This is a genomic window from Aeromonas bivalvium (genome assembly GCF_000819765.1).
Lineage (GTDB): Bacteria > Pseudomonadota > Gammaproteobacteria > Enterobacterales > Aeromonadaceae > Aeromonas > Aeromonas bivalvium.
On record NZ_CDBT01000055.1, the window covers coordinates 1 to 23175 of the forward strand.

The 23175-nt window shown below is 63.6% G+C and carries 24 protein-coding genes and 1 riboswitch; of the genes, 14 read left to right on the top strand and 10 right to left on the bottom strand.

The window, feature by feature from the left end; genetic code table 11:
• Positions 1-298: 298 nt before the first annotated feature.
• A complete protein-coding gene (locus tag BN1119_RS15775) occupies positions 299-790 on the top strand; it encodes an RNA recognition motif domain-containing protein (protein ID WP_042000144.1) in 492 nt (163 codons plus the stop codon).
• Between the two features lie 4 nt (positions 791-794).
• On the opposite strand, the gene murI is transcribed toward BN1119_RS15775, so the two are convergent.
• Together murI and BN1119_RS15785 are read right to left on the bottom strand one after the other, a co-directional pair.
• Positions 795-1586 (bottom strand): glutamate racemase, encoded by a 792-nt coding sequence (gene murI, locus BN1119_RS15780; protein ID WP_042000458.1) that lies wholly within the window; start codon positions 1584-1586, stop codon positions 795-797.
• A gap of 106 nt (positions 1587-1692) precedes the next feature.
• Entirely contained in the window at positions 1693-3528 is a 1836-nt protein-coding gene (locus BN1119_RS15785) for a TonB-dependent receptor domain-containing protein (protein ID WP_042000148.1), read from the bottom strand.
• Positions 3529-3580: 52 nt separating this feature from the next.
• A riboswitch (cobalamin riboswitch) is annotated at positions 3581-3758 on the bottom strand.
• Positions 3759-3968: 210 nt separating this feature from the next.
• Between BN1119_RS15785 and purE the strand changes: the two genes are divergently transcribed.
• Together purE and BN1119_RS15795 are read left to right on the top strand one after the other, a co-directional pair.
• Positions 3969-4478 (top strand): 5-(carboxyamino)imidazole ribonucleotide mutase, encoded by a 510-nt coding sequence (purE, locus tag BN1119_RS15790; protein ID WP_042000151.1) that lies wholly within the window; start codon positions 3969-3971, stop codon positions 4476-4478.
• The gene (locus tag BN1119_RS15795; RefSeq protein WP_042000154.1) at positions 4475-5599 is read left to right on the top strand and encodes a 5-(carboxyamino)imidazole ribonucleotide synthase; all 1125 of its coding nucleotides are present in this window, start codon (positions 4475-4477) and stop codon (positions 5597-5599) included. The genes purE and BN1119_RS15795 overlap by 4 nt, the downstream gene beginning before the upstream one ends.
• Before the next feature lie 323 nt (positions 5600-5922).
• On the opposite strand, the gene leuE is transcribed toward BN1119_RS15795, so the two are convergent.
• A complete protein-coding gene (gene leuE / locus BN1119_RS15800) occupies positions 5923-6561 on the bottom strand; it encodes a leucine efflux protein LeuE (protein ID WP_042000158.1) in 639 nt (212 codons plus the stop codon).
• A 222-nt stretch (positions 6562-6783) separates the two neighbouring features.
• On the opposite strand from leuE, the gene BN1119_RS15805 reads away from it, so the two are divergent.
• Complete coding sequence (locus BN1119_RS15805) at positions 6784-8004, top strand: MFS transporter (RefSeq protein ID WP_042000161.1); 1221 nt, start codon at positions 6784-6786, stop codon at positions 8002-8004.
• A 76-nt stretch (positions 8005-8080) separates the two neighbouring features.
• Positions 8081-8203 carry a hypothetical protein gene (locus BN1119_RS21070; protein ID WP_280136495.1) on the top strand — a complete coding sequence of 41 codons (123 nt, stop codon included), beginning with the start codon at positions 8081-8083 and terminating at the stop codon, positions 8201-8203.
• A 92-nt stretch (positions 8204-8295) separates the two neighbouring features.
• Here the strand turns inward: BN1119_RS21070 and BN1119_RS15810 are convergent, their stop codons facing one another.
• Both BN1119_RS15810 and ftnA read right to left on the bottom strand, forming a co-directional pair.
• A complete protein-coding gene (locus BN1119_RS15810; protein ID WP_209434931.1) occupies positions 8296-9480 on the bottom strand; it encodes a BaiN/RdsA family NAD(P)/FAD-dependent oxidoreductase in 1185 nt (394 codons plus the stop codon).
• Between the two features lie 154 nt (positions 9481-9634).
• Positions 9635-10159, bottom strand: a complete 525-nt coding sequence (gene ftnA / locus BN1119_RS15815) for a non-heme ferritin (protein WP_042000165.1) — start codon at positions 10157-10159, stop codon at positions 9635-9637.
• A 194-nt stretch (positions 10160-10353) separates the two neighbouring features.
• Between ftnA and BN1119_RS20745 the strand changes: the two genes are divergently transcribed.
• Positions 10354-12150, top strand: coding sequence for a diguanylate cyclase domain-containing protein (locus tag BN1119_RS20745; protein ID WP_042000169.1), 1797 nt, complete (start codon positions 10354-10356; stop codon positions 12148-12150).
• 119 nt (positions 12151-12269) lie between these two features.
• Here the strand turns inward: BN1119_RS20745 and fabV are convergent, their stop codons facing one another.
• Positions 12270-13457 (bottom strand): enoyl-ACP reductase FabV, encoded by a 1188-nt coding sequence (fabV, locus tag BN1119_RS15825; RefSeq protein WP_042000173.1) that lies wholly within the window; start codon positions 13455-13457, stop codon positions 12270-12272.
• A 385-nt stretch (positions 13458-13842) separates the two neighbouring features.
• On the opposite strand from fabV, the gene BN1119_RS15830 reads away from it, so the two are divergent.
• Both BN1119_RS15830 and trpS read left to right on the top strand, forming a co-directional pair.
• Complete coding sequence (locus BN1119_RS15830) at positions 13843-14277, top strand: universal stress protein (protein WP_042000176.1); 435 nt, start codon at positions 13843-13845, stop codon at positions 14275-14277.
• A gap of 191 nt (positions 14278-14468) precedes the next feature.
• A complete protein-coding gene (trpS, locus tag BN1119_RS15835) occupies positions 14469-15473 on the top strand; it encodes a tryptophan--tRNA ligase (RefSeq protein WP_042000179.1) in 1005 nt (334 codons plus the stop codon).
• Between the two features lie 6 nt (positions 15474-15479).
• Here trpS and BN1119_RS15840 read toward each other — a convergent pair whose 3' ends face one another.
• The gene (locus BN1119_RS15840; RefSeq protein WP_042000182.1) at positions 15480-16418 is read right to left on the bottom strand and encodes a LysR family transcriptional regulator; all 939 of its coding nucleotides are present in this window, start codon (positions 16416-16418) and stop codon (positions 15480-15482) included.
• A 100-nt stretch (positions 16419-16518) separates the two neighbouring features.
• Between BN1119_RS15840 and BN1119_RS15845 the strand changes: the two genes are divergently transcribed.
• Both BN1119_RS15845 and BN1119_RS20215 read left to right on the top strand, forming a co-directional pair.
• Positions 16519-17415 carry a DMT family transporter gene (locus BN1119_RS15845; protein WP_042000185.1) on the top strand — a complete coding sequence of 299 codons (897 nt, stop codon included), beginning with the start codon at positions 16519-16521 and terminating at the stop codon, positions 17413-17415.
• Complete coding sequence (locus BN1119_RS20215; protein ID WP_084205513.1) at positions 17400-17561, top strand: hypothetical protein; 162 nt, start codon at positions 17400-17402, stop codon at positions 17559-17561. The genes BN1119_RS15845 and BN1119_RS20215 overlap by 16 nt, the downstream gene beginning before the upstream one ends.
• A gap of 109 nt (positions 17562-17670) precedes the next feature.
• On the opposite strand, the gene BN1119_RS15850 is transcribed toward BN1119_RS20215, so the two are convergent.
• Positions 17671-18132 (bottom strand): DUF6314 family protein, encoded by a 462-nt coding sequence (locus BN1119_RS15850; RefSeq protein WP_084205518.1) that lies wholly within the window; start codon positions 18130-18132, stop codon positions 17671-17673.
• A gap of 42 nt (positions 18133-18174) precedes the next feature.
• Here BN1119_RS15850 and BN1119_RS15855 point away from each other — a divergent pair, with 42 nt between their 5' ends.
• Positions 18175-19029: a carboxylate/amino acid/amine transporter gene (locus BN1119_RS15855; protein WP_042000189.1), complete on the top strand. Its 855-nt coding sequence runs from the start codon at positions 18175-18177 to the stop codon at positions 19027-19029.
• Positions 19030-19042: 13 nt separating this feature from the next.
• Here the strand turns inward: BN1119_RS15855 and BN1119_RS15860 are convergent, their stop codons facing one another.
• Together BN1119_RS15860 and BN1119_RS15865 are read right to left on the bottom strand one after the other, a co-directional pair.
• Positions 19043-19894 (bottom strand): sensor domain-containing diguanylate cyclase, encoded by an 852-nt coding sequence (locus BN1119_RS15860; protein ID WP_042000191.1) that lies wholly within the window; start codon positions 19892-19894, stop codon positions 19043-19045.
• Between the two features lie 114 nt (positions 19895-20008).
• Complete coding sequence (locus BN1119_RS15865; RefSeq protein ID WP_042000195.1) at positions 20009-20731, bottom strand: 3-deoxy-D-manno-octulosonic acid kinase; 723 nt, start codon at positions 20729-20731, stop codon at positions 20009-20011.
• Positions 20732-20815: 84 nt separating this feature from the next.
• On the opposite strand from BN1119_RS15865, the gene BN1119_RS15870 reads away from it, so the two are divergent.
• The 3 genes from BN1119_RS15870 to rpoZ all read left to right on the top strand — a co-directional run bounded on the left by BN1119_RS15870 (position 20816) and on the right by rpoZ (position 23119).
• Complete coding sequence (locus BN1119_RS15870) at positions 20816-21895, top strand: glycosyltransferase family 9 protein (protein ID WP_042000198.1); 1080 nt, start codon at positions 20816-20818, stop codon at positions 21893-21895.
• 272 nt (positions 21896-22167) lie between these two features.
• Positions 22168-22794 (top strand): guanylate kinase, encoded by a 627-nt coding sequence (gmk, locus tag BN1119_RS15875; protein WP_042000201.1) that lies wholly within the window; start codon positions 22168-22170, stop codon positions 22792-22794.
• 49 nt (positions 22795-22843) lie between these two features.
• Positions 22844-23119, top strand: coding sequence for a DNA-directed RNA polymerase subunit omega (gene rpoZ / locus BN1119_RS20220; protein WP_005307060.1), 276 nt, complete (start codon positions 22844-22846; stop codon positions 23117-23119).
• The last annotated feature ends 56 nt before the right edge of the window (positions 23120-23175 follow it).

The following is a 23175-nucleotide window of genomic DNA, read 5'->3' on the forward strand; positions in this document are numbered from 1 at the left end:
CATTATAGGGATGGCGCGCAGCCAGGCAAGAGATTTTTTGAAGAAAATCACATAAATGACAGTACATTCAATTAGAAACAGCTTACCCCAAACATATATACAGGTTTATCCACAGAAGCGTGATTTATGCCCCGTTTAGCGACCATTAAAGTAGGCAGGAGGCCGCGAGTGGCATCATACTTGAGTGGAAATATCTGTACCGAGTGGCCGTGGTGGCGTCATCCAGGAAAGCTGGTTACCATGGTGGTGAATATAGTGTTGCACCTTTTTTGCTTTCATTTACAAAAGGTCTTTAAAGATGAATTTATCCAAGTTTCCCGTTTATATGCAGGCTGCGGTGCTGGCCCTGCTATTGGCTTTGATTGGTTATCTGGTTGCCCAAGCGCTGCAGTTCTCTTTGAAAGCCGAGGTGATCTTCGCCGTCGGCTTGGCGATTGGTGGCTTCATAGTTCCCCTGTGCCTGAAAAAGGCCCCCGCAACCGCGGCGGCCAACGGCACCCCGCAAGAGACGTGCACCTTATATGTAGGCAACCTGCCTTATCGTGCCAACGAGATCGCCGTGCGCGAACTGTTTGCCGAGCAGGGTCAGGTGATCTCTGTGCGCTTGATGAAGGACAAGGCGACTGGCAAGCGCCGGGGATTTGGTTTTGTCGAGATGCCCGCCGCCGATGCGGCCAAGGCCATCGCCGCGCTCAATGACAAGGAGTATCAGCAGCGCACCCTCAAGGTCCGTGAGGCCAATGACAAGCGAGACAAGGAAGAGACCGAGACGAACGACGTCGATGCCTGATCTCTCAGTCCATCACTTCGGTTAAGGTAGACAGCCCCCAAGCTTGCAAGGGGGCTGTCAGTTTTTTGGCCTCATCATCCAGCCGGGTGCAGTAGGCATGGGCCTGGGGAGTCCCGACACTCTCTGTCATGTCATGACTGGCCAGCAGATGGGACACCCGCTTGGCGACCGCCGCCCCCGAGTCCACCAGCCGGCAGCCAGGCATGAGGCGTTGGATCTCGCTATCGAGCAGGGGAAAGTGGGTGCAACCCAGCACCAGGGTATCCGGACGCTCCTCCCCCGTCAGCCAATCCGCCAGCACAGTTTGCAGCAGCGCCATATCGACTGCCTTCCCCGCCAGTTTCTGTTCGGCCTCGATGACGAGTTCAGTGGTGCCCTTGAGCAGCACCCGCTTGCCGGGCGCAAACTGGGCGATCAGTTCATGGGTATAGGGACGGGCTACAGTGCCCGGTGTCGCCAGCAGGCCGATGCAGCCGTTGCGGGTCAGGGTGGCGGCGGGCTTGATGGCGGGTACCACCCCCACCACCGGAATGGAGAGCGCGCTGCGCAGCGCCGGCAGGGCCAGGGTACTGGCGGTGTTGCAGGCGATCACCACCAGATCGATGGCAAGTTGGGCCACCATGCGGCTTACCAGGCCGACACAGGCCTGGATCAGGGCAGGTTCGCTCAGCTCACCGTAGGGGAAATTGGCGTTGTCGAAGCAGTAATAGTAGTTGTGGTTCGGCAGTGACTGACGGATCTCGCGATAGACGCTCAGCCCCCCCATACCAGAATCGAACACCAGAATATTAGCCACCTGCACCCCCTCACGCTGCGAGGGGGGGATCATACTCCCGCCCCCCGCCAATAGAAAAGGCCCCGCTCATGGCAGGGCCTGTTTTTTGCGAGCGGTTGCCTCGGGATCAGAACTTGTAGTCTGCCGTCAGGCGGAACTCGGTGCCCAGACCCGGGTAGTCGACCGCGGACTCGTACTGCTTGTCGAGCAGGTTGTCGATGCGCCCACCCAGGGTCAGCTGAGGCGTCGCCGCATAGGTGGCTCCCAGATTCAGCAGGGTGTAAGAGCCCAGTTCGACCCGCTCGGCCGGCCAGCTGCTGAAATCCTTGTCGTCACGTTTGCCGGTATAGATGAGCTCGCTCGACCAGTTGACCGGGCCAGTCTGCACCTGTGCCAGCCAGCCGGCCTTGTGCTTGGCACGACGCACCAGCTGACGGTCGTCGTCGTTCTTGTCCTTGGCACGGGTATAGTCGTAGTTGAACTCGTGATGGACCGGGCCGGTTTCCAGCCCCAGCGCCACTTCCACGCCGCGGATATCGGCATCCGTGTTGTCCGGCTTGCAACTGGAGAAAGCGCTCTGACAGGCGATCAGGTTCTGGATCTGGTTGCGATACAGGTTCAGCGACCAGTCCCAGCCGGTGTAACGGCCGGAGAAGTCCAGCTCCAGGTTCTTGCTCTCCTCCGGCTTCAGGTCCGGATTCTCATAGCCTGGATAGTAGAGATCGAGGAAGGTCGGCGCCTTGAATGCGGTGCCATAGCTCAGTCGCACGTTGTGGCTGTCATCTATGTCCAGGCCGGTGGCCGCAGACCAGGTGTTGTGACGCCCGTACTGTTCGTTGTCATCGGTGCGACCGGACAGCTCCATCAGCAGGGCCTGCCAGCGATAGCTGCCGACGGCAAACAACCCCTTGTTGTCCCGATCCGGGGCATCATAGGCCTGGCCACTGGCCCGGGAGTCCGACTTCAGTTGTTCCTGCTGCCAGTCCGCACCACCGGTCAGGGTCAGCCCCTCGACGCCACTCCAGCTGCTCAGCCAGGAGAAGCGGGTCAGCCCGGTATGAATGGGGTTGGCAGAGGATTCGCCCTGGCTCTCCAGCCAGTTCTTCAGCTTGTTCTCGCCATAGCTGGCCTCGAGCCTGCTGTTGAAGTGCTCGCCCTGATACTTGACGGCGCCATCATACTGAAACGCCTGTACCCGGCTCTGATCCGCCCCCAGATAGGGATCGTCCATCTCGGTCTGGTTGTCGTAACCCTGGGCGTTGATGTCGGCGCTCCAGGCCTGGTTGAAGGCGTGGTTGAAGCCCAGCTGACCATTGAGGCTGTCGAAGCCGTCCCGATCCGGCTGGTCGGCCGCGGCCACCACGTCGTAACCGTCGGTGCGCTCGTAACCGATCATCATATTGGCGTCCGTGCCGGCCCCCAGTGCCTGCACGCTGCGCAGTTGGCCCTGGCCATAACCATGGCTGCCCACCCCACCCTTCAGGTGAGTCTCGCTGCCATGTTTGGCGGAGGTCTGGGTGATCAGGTTGATGACGCCACCGATGGCATCCGAGCCATACACGGCCGCGCGCGGGCCCCGTATGTATTCGATGCGCTCGATATTGCCAAGGGGGATCTGGCTGAGGTCCGGGGCGCCGGTCACCATGGCGGCGATGGGGCGGCCATTGACCAGCACCAGGGAGTGGTTGGAGTTGGTGCCGCGGATGAAGAGGCTGCTCTGATGGCCACGACCACCCAGGGTGGTGATCTGTACCCCCGGCAGGGTCTTGAGCAGATCCGGCAAGCTCTGCACCTGACGGGCCTCGATCTCGGCGCGCTCGATCACCACGACGGGCGCGAGTACGGCGCTGGCGGGCTGTTCGACCCGATTGGCGGTCACCACCATGGTGGGGTTGACGGGGATGGTGGTCTGGGCGAAGGCGGCCGTCGGCAACAGGGCGGCCACCCATAATTTCTTGGACATCACAGATCCTTAAGTTCGCGTAAGTATCTATTCCTTATGCCGGTTTCTCTCGGCGGGAATACGAACTTTGGCAGGTCTTCGGGCTCGGGGGCTGATGGCCTACGGCGACGGCTTCCCACCTGACGGCAGTGCCCTGATGTCGCTTCGCTCCCCCTTACCGCTGCGCGCCAGCTCCGGATTCTCACCGGATTCCCTTTTAAGCATGATGCGCCAAAGCGGGGGGGATTATAGGCAGAGCCAGATTGGATGTATAGCCATCTGGATTGCTGTTATCGTTTTTTCCCAACAGATGGTGCCGAGTGGCACAGATGTTGCCCCACCCCGCTGCCTCCCCCCTGTTGCCGACCATCAGACGGGGCCAGAAACAAGAAATGTTGAGCCAGATCCCACGGCTTTTTGGTAACATGCGGCAAACGTTTGACACCCCCGAGGAAGCCGTAATGACGACCCCCCCTTTGATCGGCCTGGTAATGGGCTCCGACTCTGACTGGCCCGTGATGCAGGCAGCCGCCCGTATCCTCAAGGAGCACGGCGTGCCCTACGAGGCGCGCGTCGTCTCCGCCCATCGCACCCCGGATCTCTTGTTCGAATATGCCGCCAGTGCCCGCGAGCGCGGCCTGCGCGCCATCATCGCCGGGGCCGGCGGCGCCGCCCACCTGCCGGGAATGCTGGCCGCCAAGACCACAATCCCGGTGCTGGGCGTACCCATCCCCACCCGTCAGCTCAAGGGGATGGACTCCCTGCTCTCCATCGTCCAGATGCCCAAGGGGGTACCGGTCGCCACCTTCGCCATCGGCGAGGCGGGGGCCGCCAACGCCGGTCTGTTTGCGGTCTCCCTGCTCTCCGTCGCGCAAGACGGCGATGCCCCCCGTTATCACCAGCAGCTCGAGGGCTTTCGCGCCAAGGAGCGCGATCGGGTGCTGGCCCTCACCCTGGAGGACCCGGCATGATACTGCCCCCCGCCACTTTGGGTATGCTGGGTGGCGGCCAACTCGGCCGCTACTTCGTGATGTCTGCCCACCGTCTCGGCTACCAGGTCATCGTGCTGGATCCGGATCCCGCCAGCATCGCCGGCGCGGCCGCCGACGAGCAGATAGTGGCCTCCTATGACGATGCCGAGGCCCTGCGCGATCTGGCCAGCCGCTGCGACGCCATCACCTGCGAGTTCGAGAACGTGCCCGCCGCCTCCCTGGCCCTATTGGAGCAACACAAGCCGGTGCGCCCGGCCGCCAGCGCCGTGCGTGTCTGCCAGGATCGCCGGGAAGAGAAAGCCTTCCTGACCCGCGCCGGCGTGCCGGTCGCCCCGAACCTGACCCTGCTGCCGGGCGAGCCGCTGCCCGCCCTGCCCAGCGACCTCTTCCCCGCCATCCTCAAGACCGCCCGCGAGGGCTACGATGGCAAGGGGCAGTGGACTATCCACAATGCGGGCGAATTGCCAGCGGCCCTGACCGCCAGCGGCGTCCCCTGCGTGCTGGAGAAGCGCCTGCCCCTGGAGGGGGAGTTTGCCCTCACCCTGGCCCGCAGTCCGAGCGGTGCCATCAGTGCCCTGCCTCTGGTGCAAAACTGGCACAGCGGCGGCATCCTGGATCAGACCCGCTCCCCGGCCAATGTGCCCGCCCTGGAGCGCGAGGCCCAGCGCATCGCCGAGCACATCATCGCCGCCCTCGACTACGTGGGTGTGCTGACGGTGGAGTTCTTCCTGGTCGGCGGTGAGCTGCTGGTCAACGAGATGGCCCCCCGCCCCCACAATTCGGGTCATCCCAGCATCGACAACGCCGGTTGCAGCCAGTTCGAGTTGCAGGTGCGCGCCCTGTGCGATCTGCCGCTGCCGGCGCAGGCTGAGGTTCAGCCCGCCATCCTGCTGAACCTGCTCGGGGATCTGTGGCAAGACGGCACGCCGGACTGGGCCGGCGCCCTGGCCCTGCCCGGGGTGCACCTGCACCTCTATGGCAAGGGCGAGGCCCGCCCCGGTCGCAAGATGGGCCACGTCACTGTCACCGGCCGCGACTGGCCAGCGGTCGAGGCCACCGCGCACCAGTTGCGCGCCCTGCTGGGCCTGCCGCCGCGCTAAGCGTCGCTGGTACCAACGAAAAGACCCGGGCCTTGGCCCGGGTCTTCCTATTCATGTCATTGACGTCAGCGCCGATCCGCCACCACGGCGACGTAGGCCAGGAGCAAGAGCGTCATCAGCGCCGCCCGTTCAAACACCGCCAGCAACATTGTCTGATCCTCGAGCATAGTGCCCGCTGGCCTCTGGCCACCGGCACGCACCATAGAAGGAATCTGGCATGGACGACGAACCCCGATCAAATCAGGGGGGATGGCACCATAACAGGATTGAAAAAGAGAGGATCGGGCTGCCATCTTCAGCCCGATTTAGCGTAGAGGCTGATATCAGGAAGAGAGCGTCGCCAGTCTCGCGGCGAAGCCCATGAAGAACAGGCCTATCAGTCCGTTACCCAGCTTGGCGAGGCGCACCTTGCGCGCAAAGAAGCGGGCCATCAGAGTGCCGCCGAAGATCAGCAGGGTCAGGTAGACGAAGCTCATGGCCTCCAGCATGCCGGCCAGCACCAGGTAGGAGATCCAGGTGTGGGCATAGCTGAAGTCGATGAACTGCACGAAGAAGGAGACGTAGAACAGGATCGCCTTGGGGTTGGTGAGGCTCAGGGTGAGGGCCTTGGAGAAATAGCGCTCCCCCAGTTCCACCGCAGACTCCTGCCCTTCGCGCCTGGCGATGAAGTTGGCATGGAGGATCTTCACCCCCAGATAGAGCAGGTAGATGGCGCCCAGATAACGCACCAGGGTAAACAGCAGGGGGGTGGTGCGAATGAGGGAGGCGATCCCCAGATAGGCGCAGAAGATGAGGATGGCATCGCCGACGAAGACCCCGAGGGCGGCGCGATAGCCAGGCCCAATGCCCCGCACCGCGGCGGTGCGCAGCACATAAATGGAGTTGGGACCCGGCGCTATGATGATGAAGAAGAGCCCCACCAGATAGGTCCAGACGTTGATGACTCCCAGGCTTTCGAACATGTTCCCTCCATGGCGGGCGATGGGCCGGATAGCGGCGGCAGGCTTTCTATACTAATCCGCCACGCGCCAAGCACAAGATCTGACCTGCCATCCCCACACCTTCAGCATGCACGGCTTGCACGCCGATCGAGAGCAGCCCCGGCGTTCGCCCACTTTGGTTATGTCAAGATGCACCTGGATAGGGCATGGTAGAGGGAGTGTGAAACCGCAGATACCTCACCCATGGACAAGACCCTGAGTACCGACACGCCGATCGCCGCTCCGCCCTCGGCCGACCCCCTGAACACCACCACTTATCCGGTGATTGCCGCCATCAGCTTCTCGCACCTGTTGAACGACATGATGCAATCGGTGCTGCTGGCCATCTATCCGCTGCTGAAGCTGGGGCTCGATCTGTCGTTCACCCAGATAGGGCTCATCACCCTCACCTACCAGTTCACGGGCTCGTTGTTGCAGCCGCTGATCGGCCTCTACACGGACCGCAGGCCCATGCCGTATTCTCTGCCCCTCGGCATGGGTTTCACCCTGATAGGCTTGCTCTCCCTGTCACAGGCGGGCAGCTTTGGCGCCGTGCTGCTGTCGGCCATGCTGATCGGCATGGGCTCCTCCGTCTTCCATCCGGAATCCTCCCGGGTCGCCCGCATGGCGGCCGGCAACCAGCCGGGCCTGGCCCAATCCCTGTTCCAGATCGGCGGCAACCTCGGCTCGGCCATAGGTCCGCTGCTCGCCGCGCTCATCATAATGCCGCAGGGACAGGGCAGCGCCGCCTGGTTCTCGCTGTTCGCCCTGGTGGGCGTCATGGTGCTCTGCCTGGTCGGGCGCTGGTCCAGCCATCACGGGACCAACTTCCACAAGCGGATGAAGGCCCATGCCGGCAGTGGCCTGAGCCGCCGCCAGATCGGCTGGTCGCTGGCCATCCTGGGCCTGCTGATGTTCTCCAAGTTCTTCTACATGACCAGCCTGAGCAGCTATTACACCTTCTATCTGATGGACAAGTTCAGCCTGTCCCTGGATAGCGCCCAGTTCCATCTGTTTGCCTTCCTGTTCGCCGTCGCGGCGGGTACCGTGCTCGGCGGGCCGGTCGGTGACCGCATCGGCCGTAAGCGGGTGATCTGGATCTCCATCCTGGGGGTCGCCCCCTTCACCCTGCTGCTGCCCCACGTCGACCTGTTCTGGACCTCGGTGCTCTCGGTGATCATCGGCCTCGTCCTGGCATCGGCCTTCTCCGCCATCCTGGTCTACGCCCAGGAGCTGGTGCCCGGCAAGGTCGGCACCATCTCGGGCCTATTCTTCGGCTTCGCCTTCGGCATGGGGGGCATAGGGGCCGCCCTGCTGGGTCAGCTGGCCGATGCCACCAGCATAGAAACCGTGTACCAGTTCTGCGCCTACTTGCCGCTCATCGGCTTGCTGACCGCCTTCTTGCCGACGATCCGCAAGGGCTAGCGGGTCGCCCCGCGAGGGATGCCACCCATAAAAAACGCGGCCTGAGAGGCCGCGTCGGACGTTGATGAGAACAAGGGTGCGTCAGCAGTACTGGCCAGCCACCCAGCCGGAGGGGATGACAGACCCATTGGAAGTTGTCACTACTGAGCCCGTGATCGTGGTCATCGACGACTCCGGGCTGCATCATCAGCAGTACTGACCAGCTACCCAGCCGGAGGGAGTTACAGACCCATTGGAAGTTGTCACTATTGAGCCCGTGATCGTGGTCATCGACGACACCGGGCTGCATCATCAGCAGTACTGGCCAGCTACCCAGCCAGATGACCAGGCCCACTGGAAGTTGTAGCCACCGAGCCAGCCGGTCACGTCCACCACCTCGCCGACGAAGTAGAGACCGGGCACCTTGCGCGCTTCCATGGTCTTGGAAGAGAGCTCCCTGGTATCCACCCCCCCCAGGGTCACCTCGGCGGTGCGATAGCCTTCGGTGCCGTTCGGCAGTATCTGCCAGTCCCCCAGCAGGGTGGCCACCGCCTCCAGCTCCCGCTCGTTGTACTGACGCATGGGCTTGCTGTTGAGCTGCCCCAGCTCCACCAGCTTGTCGACGAAGCGCTTGGGCAGCTCACGCCCCAGCACGGTTTTCAGCTCCTGGGCCGGATGGGCCAGCGCCCAGGCCTTGAGGGCCGCCGGTATATCCAGCTCGGGCAGCAGGTTGATGTGGATCTTCTCCCCCGCCAGCCAGAAGGAGGATATCTGCAGGATGGCGGGGCCGGAGAGGCCGCGGTGGGTGAACAGCATGGCCTCCTTGAAGCGGGTGCCATCCTCGGCGGTCACCGCCACCGGCAGGCTGACCCCGGCGAGATCGGCGAAGGCCTCTTTCTGCTCCTGATGCAGGGTGAAGGGCACCAGACCGGCGCGGGTGGGCAACACGTTGAGGCCGAACTGCTCCGCCAGCTTGAAGCCGTACGGAGTGGCGCCGAGTTTGGGCATGGAGAGGCCGCCGGTGGCCACCACCAGCGAGTGGCAGTTGACCTCCCCCTGACTGGTGGTCAGCACGAAGCCCTCTTCGCTCTTGCCGACGGAGAGGGTCTCGGTCTGGCACTGCAGGGTCACCCCGGCCCAGTCACACTCGGTGAGCAATACCTCGACGATATCCTTGGCGCTTTCGTCACAGAACAGCTGACCTAGCGTCTTCTCGTGATAGTTCACCCCGTGCCTGTCCACCAGATCGATGAAATCCTGCTGGGTGTAGCGCGCCAGCGCCGATTTGCAGAAGTGCGGATTGCCCGAGAGGAAGGCGTGGGGACCGGCCTGATGGTTGGTGAAGTTGCAGCGGCCGCCGCCGCTGATGAGGATCTTGCGGCCCGGTTTCTTGGCGTTGTCCAGCAGCAGCACGGAGCGCCCCCGGTAGCCAGCCTGGGCCGCACACATCAAGCCGGCCGCCCCGGCGCCGATCACCACCACATCAAACTGCTTCATCATCACACACCCATCAAAAGAAACACGGCCCCTGCTACGGGGGCCGTCATGGCCGCCAGCAGAAACCGCAGCGGCGGTTTCATGGCAGCAGCAAAAGAAAACGGCCCACAAGGGGGCCGTATTGTACTGGTTGAACACTAAGTGTCCACGACTATCAGGCGTTGCCATCCATGACGCTGGCGGGGGCCGCCTTGGCCAGCTCGGCCAGCTCCTTGTCGATGAAGTAGAGGCCCTTGCCGTCTTCGCCCACCAGGTTGAGGCGGTCCACTATGCTCTTGAACAGCTTCTCTTCCTCATGCTGCTCGGCCACATACCACTGCAGGAAGTTGAAGGTGGAATAGTCCTGAGTCGTGAAGGCGACATGAGCCAGACCGTTGATGCACTGGGTGATGTGGTGCTCGTGCTCCAACGTGGTGCGAAAGACGTCTCCCAGGGTGGTGAACTCGTGGGGAGGGGCGCTGATGGCACCCAGGATCGGCATGGCGCCGGTCTCGCTCACATAGGTGAACAGGCGCTCCATGTGCTGGCGCTCCTCCACCGCATGCTTGCGCAGGAAGGTGGCGGCCCCTTCGAAGCCCTTGTCCTCGCACCAGGCGCTCATCTGCAGATAGAGGTTGGAGGAATAGAACTCCAGATTTATCTGTTCGTTCAGCTTCTCGATCATGGCTTGGGCCAACATGTTGATTCTCCACTGTGATTTGGTTTCGATTGTCGCGACGAACCCTTCCCGGATCAACCCGTTGTCACAGGATTTGCTGCTGTTTCAATCCAGGGCTCATTCTACCCCCCATATGGGTATGGCAAGATGATGACGCATGCCGTGCCCAAGCGTAACCCTTATGATGGCGCCCATGATCCGGGACCCCCTCTGAAATGTACCGCTATCTTCTGCTGCTCCTGTGCTGGTTGGCCCAGGTCCAGGCCAGTCCATCCCTGTTGCAGGACGCCGAGTGGCGCGCGATGCGCGATCCCGCCAGCTATCTCGCCCAGCTCAACGCCGTCTCTGGTCAGGACATGGAGCTGTTCCATGCCCGCTCCCTGGCCAAGGCCGCCCAGGGGGATTACCGCAGCGCCCAGCTCGACAACGCCAGAGCCAGAACCCTGGCCGCCGCCCATCAGGAGTCGACCCGGCTGCGGGATTTCGAGCTGCAGCAGGTGGCTCTTTCCCTGGACACCTCAGCCCCGGATCAGGCCCTCACCCTGCTCGCCCGACTCAAGCCAGCCCTGCAGGACAATCCGGCACAGCTGGCTCAGTGGCATGCCCTGAACGGCCTGGCGCACTATCGCACCGACCAGTTGCAACTGGCGGTCGCCGAGCTCAGAAGCGCCTTCCTGCTCAAGCGTCAACTCAACCAGCAGAGCAAGCTGGCCCGGCTGCAGTGCGTGCAGCTGCTCATCACACTGGGCGATCTCTACGCCGACATAGGGCTGCACCAGCAGGCCGAGGATCACTACCTGGACGCCCTGCAGCGCAATCTGCGGCTGGATGAACCCAGCAGCCAGGCACTCATCAAGACGGGCATGGCACGACTCTATCTCGACATGGGCCGCCCGGCCCAGGCACGGCAGCTGCTCGACAGCCAGCTGGCCAACCCGGCCCTCTCCCCGGGACGGCGCGCCACCATGCTGGGTTATCTCGCCCAGGCCCTCAATGCCGAGGGCAATGGCTCGGCGGCGCTGCGCACTCTGGATCAGGCAGAAGCCCTCTATCGGCAGCTCGGCTACCCCTCCCCCCGGCATCTGCTCACCACCCGGGCCCAGGCCCTGAGTGGCCAGGGCGAGCAGGGTCAGGCCCTGGCGCTGCTGGGCCATGCCCAGACGCTGGACCTCGCCGGCCAGCGGCTGCGGGCCGATCTGCTGGCCAGACAGGGCAACTACCCCGCCGCCTATCGGGCGCTGCAGGAGCATCAGGCCGATTATCGCCGCCGCTTCAATCGCACCCTGAGTGAACACACGGCCGCCTTCCAGGCACAGATGGATCTTGCCCGCAGCGAGGGCGACAACCACAGGCTGGTGCTGGAAAACGAGCAGCGCCGCCAGCAGCTTGTCCACCAGCAGCGTACCCGCAACTATCAGCTGATCCTGGTGATGCTGCTGCTCAGCGCCTTGCTGCTGCTCGGCATCACCACCTACCGGCTGCACCGCAGCTCACGGCGCCTCTATCGGCTGGCCACCTTCGATCAGCTGACCGGGCTCGCCAACCGCCACGCCCTGCTGGAGCGGATCCAGCGCATCTGGTCCCGGCCCGGGCCCCTCTCGCTCATCATCATCGACATAGATCACTTCAAGCAGATCAATGACCAGCATGGTCACAGCGCCGGGGATGCCGCCATCGCCCGCCTGGGCAGGCTGCTCGGGGAATGGGCGCCGGACAGGGAGTTGATCGGGCGCTGGGGCGGCGAGGAATTTCTGGTGGCCATTCCCCTGCCGGCCACGGACTGCTGGCATCTGGCGGAAGCGCTGCGCAAACGGGTGGCCACTGAGCAGCAAGCGGGCCAGGCGGCCATGACCATCAGCCTGGGGATCGCCAGTCGGGAGAGCGAGGCCGAGGCGCTGATCCCCCTCATTCACAGGGCCGACATGGCCATGTATCAGGCCAAGCGCCAGGGGCGCAACCAGACGGTGATGGCCGCCGCCCCCCGCATCCTGGCCATCCGTAGCCTGGCCTAGGGCGCCAGCTCGCCGAGGGCGGCTATGGCGATGTCGGCTCCCGCCCTTGCACCATGGTCATCCGCAGCCTGGCTTAAGGTGCCCGCTGACCGAGGACGGCAAGGACGGTGCAGGCCGACCTAGGGCTCCAGCTCGCCGAGGGCGTCTATGTTGACCGGCGCCTCATAATCCACCCCGGGCAGCTCGAAGCCGTTGAGCTGCATGAAGTCCCGCCTCAATCCGGCGAAGTCCCCCATGCTGGTGAAGTTCTCGGGCGTGACCTTGGGCCAGAGCGCCGAGACCGCGGCCTGAATGGCCGGATCCAGCTCGTGGTCATCCATGCGGATCAGCCGGTTGCCATCGGCGATCACCCCCTCGGCCCCATACATCTTGTCGGCAAACAGGCGCCGCATCTGTTCGATGCAGCCCTCGTGCACCCCGCGCTCCTTCATCACCCCCATCAGCAGCCCCAGATAGACGGGCAGTACGGGAATATAGGCGCTCGCCTTGGTCACCAGCGCCTTGCAGACGCTGACCCAGGCATGGCCGCCAAGCTCGGCCAGCTGCAGGTTGATCGCCTCGGCGGTGCCGTGCAGGTGCTCCTTGGCGTAGCCTATGGTGCCGTCCCGATAAAGGGGATAGGTGGATGCGGGGCCTATGTAGGAGTAGGCCACCGTCTGCACCCCGGGGGCCAGACAGTCGGCATCCTGCAGGGCCTGCATCCATTGCTGCCAGTCCTCACCCCCCATCACTGTGACGGTATCGTGGATCTCCTCGGGGCTGGCCAGCGGCAGGGTCTGCTCCACCAGGGCATTGTGCTCCAGGCTGAGCCCCCAGCCGGTGAAGGGCTGCCCCGTGGCCTTGAGCACGGAGCGCACCCGGCGTCCGTCCGCCAGTACCCGTTGACCGCTGGCCAATGAGTAGATGACCAGATCCACCTCTCCCCACAGCTGGCGTATGGTGGCGATGGCCTGCTGGCGCATGGCGTCGGAGAAGGCGTCACCGATCAGGTTGATGGCCTGGTAGCCCTCCCGCTCGGCGGCCTGCTTGAACCAGATGTTGTTGTACCAGCCCGCGCTGCCGATGCCCTGATCGGATGGACCACGCTCAAACGAGACCCCGATGGTGTTCGCCCCGGCCCCGAAGGTGAGGGCGATGCGCGACGCCAACCCAAAGCCGGAGGAGGCCCCCAGGATCAGCACCCGCCTGGGCCCGTTGAAGGGGCCGGCGGCACGGATCTCGGCTATCTGTTGCTCCACGGCGGCGCGACAGCCGATGGGATGGCAATTGCGGGCGACGCAGCCCTGGATCTGGGGATGGATGATCATGGTACTTCTCCTGCGGGAACAGGCTTGATCATAGCCAGCCGGTGCGAAGATGGCCTTGATGTGGCGAAGGGTGGCCCGGAGAAAATGGGCCGGAAAAACAAAAGGGAGCCATCGGCTCCCAAAGCGGTATTCAGATGCTTCTTGTTATGGTGCTCGTTGCGAGACACGGCCACATCCTATGCCGAGCGCGGATGACGGGCAAGGCGAGCACAGTGACCCCCGTCATATTTCTGCTCGTTTTATCGCCATATTCTGTCCGCAAGGGGAGCTGGCTCACACAGGTGGCACGACAGGATGCCATCGCCGCGCCAGGCTGTGACGAGACTGACATTTTAGTTGCAACAGAGATTGGTATAGTGAAGGGAACACCTGTGAGGAGAATCCCATGAGCGGAACCCATTACCAACATGTGCTGGTCGCGATCGACCTGTCGGAGGACAACCGCAAGGTAATAGAGAAGGCGGTGGACAGGGCCATCTCCAACGGCGCCAAGCTGTCGGTGATCCATGTGGACGTCGACCTCAAGGATCTCTACACCGAGATGATCGATATCGACATCGACAACGTGCAGGATCAGGTGATCGCCGAGGCGAAAGAGAAGCTGGAGGCGTTCCTGGCGCCGGTGGAGTACCCCATCGAGAAGAAGCTGGTGATCTGCGGCGATCTCAGCGAGCGGGTCAACCAGGCGGTGCGCGATTACGACATCGATCTGCTGGTGTGCGGCCACCGCCAGAGCTTCTGGAGCCTGCTGACCTCCAGCGCCCGTCAGCTGATGAATACCGTGCCCTGTGACCTGCTGGTGGTGCCCTTGCAGAAGTGAGCAAACAGGCGTAGCTTGATATGCCATGAACATGACCGCATTCAACCACAAGCACTGGTGGTGCCGCTCCTAAACAGGCGGCACCGCGTTTCTATTCTTTTTTCCCAAAGAAAACACCGTGACCGCCGAGAGGCGGTCATTGTTTTCATCCCTTTGTCGCCTCCCGGCCCACCCTGACTGGAGAGAGTGACATGCAAGCACCCATCATACTGACCGGCGATCGTCCCACCGGCAAACTGCACATAGGCCACTACGTCGGCTCCTTGCGTCAGCGCGTCGAGGCCCAGCACCATTATCGCCAGTTCGTGATGATCGCCGATCTGCAGGCGCTGACCGACAACGGCCACGACCCGGCCAGGGTGAGCGGCAACGTGCTGGAGGTGATGGCCGACTACCTGGCCGCCGGTCTGGATCCGGCAAAGACCACCTTCTGCCTGCAGAGCGCCCTGCCCGCCCTCCCCGAGCTCACCAGCTACTACCTCAATCTGGTCAGCGTCGCCCGGCTGGAGCGCAACCCCACCGTCAAGGCGGAGATCCAGCAAAAAGGGTTCGAGCGCAGCCTTCCCGCCGGTTTTCTGGTCTATCCCGTCAGCCAGGCCGCCGACATCACCGCCTTTCGCGCCACTCACGTGCCGGTGGGGGAGGATCAGCTGCCCATGCTGGAGCAGGCCAACGAGATAGTACGCCGCTTCAATGCCCTGGTGGGCAGGGAGGTGCTGACCGAGTGCCAGCCCATCCTGAGCGACACCGGCCGCCTGCCCGGCATCGACGGCAAGGCCAAGATGTCCAAGTCCCTCGGCAATACCATAGAGCTCGGCATGTCGGAAGAGGCGATCCGGCAGGCGGTGTTCGCCATGTATACCGACCCCAACCATCTCAGGGTGAGCGACCCGGGTCAGGTGGAAGGCAATACGGTATTCGCCTATCTGGATGCCTTCCACCCGGACAAGGCCCTGGTGGCCGAGATGAAGGCCCACTATCGCCGTGGCGGCCTCGGCGACATGCGCTGCAAACAGGTGCTGAACGACTGCCTGCAGAGCCTGCTCGCGCCGATGCGGGCCCGCAGGCAACAGGCCCTGGCCGATCGCGGCGAGCTGCTCCGCCTGCTGCACCAGGGCACAGAGCAGGCCCGCGTCATCACGGCCGCCGTGCTGGCGGAGGTAAAGGGCGCCATGGGGCTCAACTACTTCCCCTGATCCGGCTCAGGCCGGGCCGAGCGGTGTCAGCCCGTAGCGCGCCAGGGCCAGGGCATGGAGCTCCCCCTTGAGCCAGCGGATCGCCTCGTCGTGGGCGCTCAGGGGATGGCCCGCCATCAGGTAGACGATGGGAATGGCGGGCTCGAGCTGGTGCAGCCGCAGCGGATAGTGCTGGCTGAAGTGGCGCCCTATCATCTCGGGCACCACCACCAGGTAGCGGCCGGTCGCCATCAGCTGGGGTACCGCCATGAAGCTCGGCAGCCGCACCCCCAGCTCCCGCTCCACCCCGAAGCGGGCCAGCCAGAGATCCACCATGGCCTGGCTGTGGCCCCAGCTGGAGGTGTGTATATGGGGTCGACCGATCAGCTCGGCCGGCCCCAGGGTATCGGGCAGCGCGCTGCCGAGGGGTGACAGACAGACCAGGGGGTTGCTGAACCAGTCTTCGCGCCACAGCCGGGGGGAGAGATGATCCGCACCGGCGAAGCCCACCACCAGATCCAGCTCTCCCTTCTCAAGCTCCCGCTCGTAGTCGCTGGCCGCCAGCTCGCACACCTCCAGCCGGCAATGGGGCGCCAGCTCATGGAGCCGCTCCACCATGGCTGGCACCAGGCCATGCTCCACCGAGCCGGGCAGGGCCATGCGAAACACCCGATGGGCGCTGGCGGGGTCGAACCCCTTGGCCTGGCGCAGTCCCTGCTCCAGCATGGCCAGCGCCTGGCGCACCGGCCCCGCCAGGGCCTTGGCCCGCTCGGTCGGCATCATCTCTCGCCGGCTCATGACGAACAGGGGATCATCCAGCGCCTGGCGCAAGCGCCCCAGGGCGTGGCTGACGGTGGATTGGGAGAGGTGCAGCCGTTCGGCGGCGCGGGTGACGTTGCGTTCCTGCATCAGCACATCGAACAGGGTGAGCAGGTTGAGGTCGAGACGGGCGAGGGAGAGTTCCATCGATATTCACCATGGCTTGATGCCAACAATTCATTTTCGACATAGTAGCAGACTCCCTAGAATGCGCTCATTGATTGCATCACCGACAACGAGACAAGACATGCGTAGTTATCTGTTACTGCTGGCCATCGGCCTGCTGTGGGGTTCCCAGTTCATCTTCATGCATCAGGCCGTGGCCGAGCTGCCCCCCATACTGGTGGCCGCCGGACGTGCCCTGTGCGGCAGCCTGACCCTGGGCCTGCTCTGCCTGTTCATGCGCCTCAAGAGCGAACATACCCCCTGGCGCACCTACATGCTGATCGCCCTGCTCGATGCCACCATCCCCTTCATCATGGTGGCCTGGGGTCAACAGTACGTGGATAGCGCCATCGCCGCCGTGGTGATGGGCTGCATCCCCTTCGTCACCATACTGATGGCGCCGCTGTTCATCTCGGGGGAGAAGATCACCAAGAGCGGCCTGCTTTCCGTGGTGATCGGTTTCGTCGGCGTGCTGGTGCTGTTCTGGCCCGAGCTGGCTGGCGGCATGAATGCCGGCCTGCTGGGCGCCATGGCCATACTGTTCGGTGCCAGCTGCTTCGCCATCGGCCTGCTGATGATCAAGCGTTTCGCCAAGGATCACCCGGTGGTGGTGGCACGCAACATCCTCATCTCCTCCGCCATCCAGCTGCTGATCGCCGCCCCCTTCCTGATCGACTTCGACCGACTCACCCTGCCGGGCCAGCGCGCCATCGGCGCCGTGGTCATGCTGGGCATCTTCTGTACCGGCCTGGTCTATTTCCTCTACATGGCGCTGATCCAGAAGGCGGGCCCCACCTTCGCCTCCTTCAGCAACTATCTGGTACCCCTGTTCGGGGTGGTGCTGGGCGCCCTCTTCCTCGGCGAGCAGATCCACTCCACCACCGGGGTGGCACTGGCCCTGATCCTGGGCTCGGTCGCCATGAACCAGTGGGCCCAGCAGAGACGCAGCCGTCAGGAGAACCTGTGTCAGGCATCCTGACCTCCCTGTGTGGCGGCCTGGTGCTGATCGCCGGCTGGCAGTACCGCCACAAGGTGACGGGCCTGCTCGGCCTGCTGATGGTGCTGCTGCCCTGGCTGTTCGACAGCAGGCTGCAGGCCATGCTGGGGCATGCCTTCCATGCCTGACGGCCACCCAGTGTGACTGGCGACCCCTCGCCTGCCCGGCGAGGTGCGCCAAGGAACCCGCACTCCCGCAACCGGTGCCCTGCACCGGTTTTTTTATGGCCGGGATCCGTCACCGGGCCCGATAGCGGTAACCCAGGTGTTCGTTCTTGCGCGGGCCCCTGATCTGCCAGGCGAGCAGAAAGCCGTCTTCCCTCAGGGTCAGCTCGGCGCTGTAGTGATCCTGACCACAGCGGTGGGGCTCCGCGGTCAGCCAGCGACCATCCCCTTGCGGCAACAGCTCGAACAGCTCGACCGGCTGCTCATGGCGCAGATGGGAAAGCATGATCCCCCGCGCGGTGCGCTGCCACCAGAAGCGGTTGTGCATGGCCAGCACCTTGCCATGGGGCGTGGTGTAGCGGCCCTGCTCGGTGAACAGCCAGCCCCCCTGATGATGGGTCACCCGCACCTCCCCCTCGCCGCGACCGCACCAGTCGGTTGCGGAACCCGCCCCGTTGCTCGCCTCGAAGGCAAAAGATCCGATCTGTGGCAATCGCTCCCATAAACGCTGGATCGCGCCTTCCAACTCGGCCATCATAGCCACCTCCAAATTGACAACTGACGATAAATCAAACACATGAACTACTTGATAGGGGTTACCCTGCTCTGGTCCTTCTCCTTCAGCCTGATCGGGGTCTATCTGGCCGGTCAGGTGGATGCCTACTTCTCCGTGCTGACCCGCATCGCCCTCGCCAGTCTGGTATTTCTGCCCTTCCTGCGCCGACGCTGGCTGCGCCCGGATCTGGCCCTCAAGCTGATGGCCCTCGGCGCCATCCAGCTCGGCATCATGTATCTGTTCTACTACCACTCCTTCCTGCTGCTGACGGTGCCGGAAGTGCTGGTGTTCACCATCTTCACCCCCCTCTACGTCACCCTGCTCCACGATCTGCTGGAGCGGCGCTTCAAGCCCGCCTATCTGTGGGCGGCGCTGCTGGCGGTGCTGGGGGCGGCCGTCATCCGCTTCGACGGCCTGACCGAAAGCTATGTGCTGGGATTCCTGGTGGTACAGGGGGCCAACCTCAGCTTCGCCCTGGGGCAGGTGGGCTACAAGGTGCTGCTGGCACGGGAGACAGAACAGCCCCCCCAGCATGCCGTGTTCGGCTGCTTCTATCTGGGAGCCCTGGCTGTCGCCCTGCCCGCCTGGTGGTTGCTCGGCAAGCCGCAATACCCAAGTACAGGTTTGCAGTGGGGCATACTGCTGTGGCTGGGGATCGGTGCGTCCGGTCTGGGTTACTTCCTGTGGAACAAGGGCGCGACCCTGGTCAGCAGCGGCGTGCTGGCCATCATGAACAACGCCCTGATCCCGGCGGGTCTGCTGGTAAACCTGATGCTGTGGGGGCGGGAGACGGATCTGCTGCGCCTCGCCGTCGGCGGCCTGCTGATGCTGGCCTCCCTCTGGCTGTGCAAGCCAGGGCGACCGGCCCGGGCCTGACCGACAGCTGTGCTCAGCCGACGACCTGGTTGTGCTCCTGGCGGGCCTGACCATGGCAGGAGGCGAGCCGGGCGAGCAGGTGATCGATCTGCTCCCCCGGTTGATGCTGCACCAGGCCGATGCTGATGGTGACCGGGCGCTCCGGCAGCAGGCTGGCATCGGCAATCTCGAGGCGCAGCCGCTCGGCTATCTCCAGCGCATCGAGCCGCTCTATGCCGGGCAGCATCAGGATGAAGGTGTCATCATCCCAACGGGCGAAGGGATCGTCCTTGCGCAGCTCGTGGCGCACGATGCGCGCCAGCTTGGCCAGCATGGCGTCGCAGTCCGCCTCGCCAAACAGCTGTAATATCTTGGCCCTGTGGTCCACGGTCAGCTGCAGCAGGCAGAAGGCCCCCCCCTGGCTCAGCCGCTCGCCGAGCCGCTGTTCGAAGTCGCGGCGGCTCTCGAGCCCGGTCAGGGGATCCGTGCCCTGCGGCTCCGCCGCCTGGGCGTGGCGACAGCGGCGCACCATGCCGAGCAGATCGCCGTTCGCCATGCGGCTGGCCCGCTCGTCGAGCCGGATGTAGTGGCCGTCATGGTGCAGGATGCGGTAGTCCAGCCGCAACGCGTCATGCCCATGCAGGCAGGCGGCGAACGCCTCGGCCACCCGCCCCATGTCATCCGGGTGAACCCGGGCCAGCCAGCTCATCTCATCCAGGGTCTCGGGGGTGAGACCCAGCAGCGCCAGGCAGGAGGGATCCCGCTGTATCGCCTGATGCTGTGGCCAGCGCCAGGCGCCGGCATCCATGATGGCCATGACATCCGCCATCAAGGAACAATCCAGTTCGGTCACCGTATCCGCCAGCGGAGCCTTCAGTACATCCATCAAACGCCTCGAAACTGTGAAAATTCGTCATGAACCCCAATAAGTAGCATCGAGGCAAGGGATCGGCAATCCGGGTACTGGCAAAAAACCGGGACCATGGCCGAAGGGCCGGGATCAGGCACCGCCGCTGCGAGCCCCATGATAACCCTCCATCAGGGTCTGCCAGTTCCCGGGCACGAAGTGGAAGCTGGTGTGCAGCTGCGCCTCCTTGTTGAAGGAGCGCAGCAGACGCTCCAGATTGGCTTGCTGCCAGCTGCCCGGGGCGCGGAGCTCCCCCTTGTCGAAATCGATCACCCAGACCTTCTGATCCTTGTCGAGCAGCAGGTTGTGGCTGTTGAGATCCGCATGATAGACGCCGGCATCGTGCAACTGGCGGATCGCCTGGCCGACCCGCAGCCAGATGTCGGCCGCAATGGGGCCTCGCTTGAGCAAGGCCACCAGATCCTTGGCGCCACGAATGCGCTCGATCAGGATATCGGCCCGATAGAAGGGCCCCTGCTTGACCATGCGGGCCGCAAACGGGCGCGGTACCGGCAGGCCCTGTTCGCTCAAGCGGGCCAGCAGGCTGTACTCGGCCATGGCCCGGCTCGACTCCACCCCCTCGAACCAGAAGCGATCCCGCACCACCTTGCCCACCATGCCGCCACGATAGTAGTGGCGCAACACCAGATGGCACGACTCCCCCTTCACGAACCAGGTCACACCGCGACCAATGGCGGACCCCACCACCTTGCCCTGATCCTGCCACCAGCCGGGATCGAACAGCCTGGGCGAGGGGTTGTGGAAGTGATCATCGGCAAACCAGCACACCTGGTTCTTGTCGGTTTGAATTTGCATCTGGCGGGTTCCGGGCAGTGATTGGCCGCAATTTTACAATCCACGAGGGAGTTTGCATAATGCCATTCATCGATTACCCACCCATTGCGCCACATCATGCTGCCGTTCCAAACGCCACCCTCTTCCATCTGCATCCTGCGGCTCTCCGCCATCGGGGATTGCTGCCATGCGCTGGCCCTGGTGCGCGTCATCCAGCGGGCGTGGCCAGAGACCCGCATCACCTGGGTCACCGGCAAGCTGGAGGCCGGGTTGTTTGCCGATCTGCCCGGCGTCGAGGTGATCCCGTTCGACAAGGGCCAGGGCTGGCGCGGTTATCGCGATCTGTGGCGTCGACTGGCAGGCCGCAGGTTCGATGCCCTGCTGCATCTGCAGGCGGCCCTGCGGGCCAGCATCGCCACCCTCGGCATCCGGGCCGGGGTCAAGCTCGGCTTCGACCGGGAGCGGGCCAACGATGGCCAATGGCTGTTCACCAATCACAAGGTACCCTCCCCCGCCTCTCCCCACGTGCTGGATGGCTTCCTCGCCTTCGCCAGGGAGCTGGGCATCCAGGATCTGACCCCGGACTGGCAACTGCCCATCAGCGCGGAACATCAGGCGTGGGCAAAGGAGAAGATTGGCGGCAAGCCCACCCTGCTCATCTGCGCGGCCGCCAGCAAGCCCTTCAAGAACTGGACCGCAGCCGGTTATGCCGCCCTGGCAGACCATGCCGCGGCCAGGGGGATGCAGGTCTACCTGTGCGGCGGACCGGCCCAACTGGAGCTGGATCTCGCCGCCGAGATCCGGCGCTTAAGCGAGAGCAAGCCGGTCGACCTGGTGGGACAGACCAGCCTCAAGCAGCTGCTGGCCCTGATCAAGGAGGCGAGCCTGGTGCTGGCTCCGGACACGGGGCCCACCCACATGGCGACCATGGTCGGGACCCCCGTCATCGGCCTTTATGCCCACCACAACCCGGCCCGCACCGGTCCCTACCTGGCACGGGATCGGGTCGTCAGCGTCTATCAGGAACTCATTGAAGCCGAGACCGGCAAGCCCCTCGATCAGTTGAGCTGGCGTACCCGGCTCAAGGATCCGGACGCCATGGCCAGGCTGCCGATCGCCCGGGTGATCGCCCGATTCGACGAATATTGGCAGCAAATGGCAGGATCCATCGAAAATCCCGAGTGATCAGCGAGAGATAACCTGATGGTCAGCCGACAGCTGGCTCGCCAGAATGACGGCCGTGTGGAGGCGACTCCCACAGCAAGCTACGAATCCTTTGATCGGCTGGAATATGATTCCGGCCGTTTTTTTATCTGCGGCCGTCTGCTACCATCTGCCGCCTTCATATGCCCCAGTGGCTTAATTTTCCGCGTTTTGTGCTTGGCTGTCGCCCCTTCGGGCACAAGACGGCAGCCTCTGCTACAACCAGAACACTATCATCGCTTAAAGGTACGGACATGGCGCAACAAGGCACCCTCTACATCATCTCCTCCCCGAGCGGAGCGGGTAAGTCCAGTCTGCTCAGTGCCCTGCTCAGCCAGCCGGAAGCCGCCGGCCGGATGCAGCTCTCCGTCTCCCACACCACCCGCGCCATGCGCCCGGGGGAAGAGAACGGGGTGCACTACCATTTCGTGCCGGTAGATGAGTTCAAGGCGCTGATCGAGCGCGGCGATTTTCTGGAGTGGGCAGAGGTGTTCGGCAACTACTATGGCACCTCCCGCGCCGCCATCGAGGCCTGCCTGGCCCAGGGCATCGATGTCTTTCTCGACATCGACTGGCAAGGCGCCCGCCAGATCCGCGCGCAGATGGAGACCCGCTCCATCTTCATACTGCCGCCGAGCCGCCCCGAACTGGAGCGCCGCCTGATCGGCCGCGGCCAGGACAGCGAAGAGGTGATCCGGGGTCGCATGGCGAAAGCCGTTGCCGAAATGGTGCACTACGACGAGTATGACTATGTCATCATCAACGAAGAGTTCGAGCTGGCCCTGTGCCAACTCAAGGCCATCATAGAGAGCCAGAGGTTGACGACGGGCCGCCAGCAGCAGGCACAACAAAACTTGCTACAACAGCTACTGGCGGAATAAGCTAAAACCAAGTAAACTTTTGCGTCATTTTTAAACACTGGAGTCCTGCATGGCACGCGTTACTGTAGAAGATGCTGTAAAACAGGTAGGTAACCGTTTTGACCTGGTGCTGGTCGCCGCGCGCCGCGCCCGTCAGATCGCGGTTCAAGGTAAAGATCCCCTGGTTGACGAAGAGAACGACAAGCCGACTGTGATCGCCCTGCGTGAGATCGAGCTGGGTCTGGTGAACAATCAAGTAATGGATACCCAGGACCGTTACGAGCAGCAGGAGCAGGAAGCCGCCGAGCTGGCTGCCGTTGCCGCTATCGCCGAAGGGCGCGGTTAAGTCCTCCAAGCCGGCACCCGCCCGGGTGCCGACTGTTCTCCCCCATTTACAACCGC

What these genes read in the sequence shown, in the direction of transcription:
- BN1119_RS15840 (WP_042000182.1), bottom strand. Translation starts at nt 16,418, where the DNA reads ATGGAACTCTCCCTCGCCCGTCTCGACCTCAACCTGCTCACCCTGTTC.
- BN1119_RS15865 (WP_042000195.1), bottom strand. Translation starts at nt 20,731, where the DNA reads ATGCAAATTCAAACCGACAAGAACCAGGTGTGCTGGTTTGCCGATGAT.
- leuE (WP_042000158.1), bottom strand. Translation starts at nt 6,561, where the DNA reads ATGTTCGAAAGCCTGGGAGTCATCAACGTCTGGACCTATCTGGTGGGG.
- BN1119_RS15775 (WP_042000144.1), top strand. Translation starts at nt 299, where the DNA reads ATGAATTTATCCAAGTTTCCCGTTTATATGCAGGCTGCGGTGCTGGCC.
- gmk (WP_042000201.1), top strand. Translation starts at nt 22,168, where the DNA reads ATGGCGCAACAAGGCACCCTCTACATCATCTCCTCCCCGAGCGGAGCG.
- BN1119_RS15845 (WP_042000185.1), top strand. Translation starts at nt 16,519, where the DNA reads ATGCGTAGTTATCTGTTACTGCTGGCCATCGGCCTGCTGTGGGGTTCC.
- BN1119_RS15785 (WP_042000148.1), bottom strand. Translation starts at nt 3,528, where the DNA reads ATGTCCAAGAAATTATGGGTGGCCGCCCTGTTGCCGACGGCCGCCTTC.
- BN1119_RS15850 (WP_084205518.1), bottom strand. Translation starts at nt 18,132, where the DNA reads ATGGCCGAGTTGGAAGGCGCGATCCAGCGTTTATGGGAGCGATTGCCA.
- BN1119_RS20745 (WP_042000169.1), top strand. Translation starts at nt 10,354, where the DNA reads ATGTACCGCTATCTTCTGCTGCTCCTGTGCTGGTTGGCCCAGGTCCAG.
- purE (WP_042000151.1), top strand. Translation starts at nt 3,969, where the DNA reads ATGACGACCCCCCCTTTGATCGGCCTGGTAATGGGCTCCGACTCTGAC.
- fabV (WP_042000173.1), bottom strand. Translation starts at nt 13,457, where the DNA reads ATGATCATCCATCCCCAGATCCAGGGCTGCGTCGCCCGCAATTGCCAT.
- BN1119_RS15860 (WP_042000191.1), bottom strand. Translation starts at nt 19,894, where the DNA reads ATGGATGTACTGAAGGCTCCGCTGGCGGATACGGTGACCGAACTGGAT.
- ftnA (WP_042000165.1), bottom strand. Translation starts at nt 10,159, where the DNA reads ATGTTGGCCCAAGCCATGATCGAGAAGCTGAACGAACAGATAAATCTG.
- BN1119_RS15805 (WP_042000161.1), top strand. Translation starts at nt 6,784, where the DNA reads ATGGACAAGACCCTGAGTACCGACACGCCGATCGCCGCTCCGCCCTCG.
- BN1119_RS15855 (WP_042000189.1), top strand. Translation starts at nt 18,175, where the DNA reads ATGAACTACTTGATAGGGGTTACCCTGCTCTGGTCCTTCTCCTTCAGC.
- BN1119_RS15795 (WP_042000154.1), top strand. Translation starts at nt 4,475, where the DNA reads ATGATACTGCCCCCCGCCACTTTGGGTATGCTGGGTGGCGGCCAACTC.
- rpoZ (WP_005307060.1), top strand. Translation starts at nt 22,844, where the DNA reads ATGGCACGCGTTACTGTAGAAGATGCTGTAAAACAGGTAGGTAACCGT.
- BN1119_RS15810 (WP_209434931.1), bottom strand. Translation starts at nt 9,480, where the DNA reads ATGAAGCAGTTTGATGTGGTGGTGATCGGCGCCGGGGCGGCCGGCTTG.
- trpS (WP_042000179.1), top strand. Translation starts at nt 14,469, where the DNA reads ATGCAAGCACCCATCATACTGACCGGCGATCGTCCCACCGGCAAACTG.
- BN1119_RS15830 (WP_042000176.1), top strand. Translation starts at nt 13,843, where the DNA reads ATGAGCGGAACCCATTACCAACATGTGCTGGTCGCGATCGACCTGTCG.